A 1,252-nucleotide genomic window follows, 5' to 3' on the forward strand; every position below is an offset into this window, starting at 1 on the left:
ATCAAATTGGAACGCGCGTGGATATTCGTCTTTTTGATTGGGTCACTGGAATTCCAAGCGTAACGGGTAGTTTTCGTTACCCCGCGACATGTTACAAGTTCAATCTCTTCCCAGCTTTCCTTACATATCACCACATGGATCTTTAAAATTTTAGCTCTCCTGTAACCATACTCATAATCGATATCGTTGACCCATCGAAACGTCTGCTGTCGCCCCTGCCATATTCGCTCATAGTAGTTTTCTCTTTTGGTATCCAAGCGCATCAGCCCGTTAACTTCTTCCCATACTGAAGGCAGTGAATCGTCTTTGAGTACAATCATAAATTGTCCATTTGTTCTTGCGGCAGATTTCTATTACCGGCCCATTCGCATACAGCCCATCTAAAAGTAGTGTAAGCCGCAGCCTTGGGAATTCTTTTTTAAGCCGTGTAGCCAAGCGATAAAACGCCTTTAACTCGCAGTCCTGTTTCCACTCTTCATCACTTTCTATTTTCTCTAGTTCTGTATCGTTTTCCAAGAACTCACTCATCAGCGGTAAAACCATGCCGTTGGAGAGGATTAAAACTGCTTCTAGAACATAGGCGTAATACTGATGGTGTTCACCATCTTTGCCTTGAACCCTGCGGTGGGGATAACATTCATCCCAGCATTGGTCCATCACGTATTTTTGTGTTCCGTCTACTGCCACAAGGTAACGTTTTTGATGCAGCAGGTTTTTAAATTTTTTCTTGTAGATCAAATGCCTTAACATGTCGATGTAAGCAATTTCGATTTGGTCTACATCCATCTTTTCCAATAAGCGACACAGGGTATCCTGGTGCGGCATGTCTGTTAATTCCGGAAAAACTGCTTGCAGGTGTTTAAGTAACCGCGGTCCGGTCATCTCCTGATTCGTTTCTCCTCCTAGAGGGCATTTGAAACACAAACATCAGAATTCCATAGATCATCATTATTGTCATTTGATGCTTAACTTTCTTTGGACTCCGCGGATCAGGTATTCTTGCTAATTTATGAAGCAGCCCAGGCAGCAGTTGCCTGTATACGTCTAGTATCTTTTCAGTTCTTTGCTGAATATCTTCTTGTTCTTCATCCTCTTGTTTTATATTTGCTTTTGCGGTTAGGAAGCGTGAAGGTGGGATGGATATTCGCCTCCCCTTGTCTTTTTTTCGTTCTTCCCTGAGATCTTCGTTTGTTTTCTTCTCCGCTCCTGGCGTGTTGGACGATCTGTGTTGGATGGACGGGTTTACTCATGA

The 1,252-nt window shown here is 43.1% G+C and carries 1 protein-coding gene and 1 pseudogene; both read right to left on the reverse strand.

All coding sequences use genetic code 11. From position 1 onward, the window contains the following. Positions 1-320 (reverse strand): annotated as a pseudogene (locus SSCH_RS07710) (transposase family protein); the annotation flags it as partial. Further along, the gene (locus tag SSCH_RS07715) at positions 271-882 is read right to left on the reverse strand and encodes a hypothetical protein (protein WP_044664958.1); all 612 of its coding nucleotides are present in this window, start codon (positions 880-882) and stop codon (positions 271-273) included. The pseudogene SSCH_RS07710 and the gene SSCH_RS07715, both read right to left, overlap by 50 nt. Positions 883-1,252 lie beyond the last annotated feature (370 nt).

The organism is Syntrophaceticus schinkii, from assembly GCF_000946815.1.
GTDB lineage: Bacteria > Bacillota > DSM-12270 > Thermacetogeniales > Thermacetogeniaceae > Syntrophaceticus > Syntrophaceticus schinkii.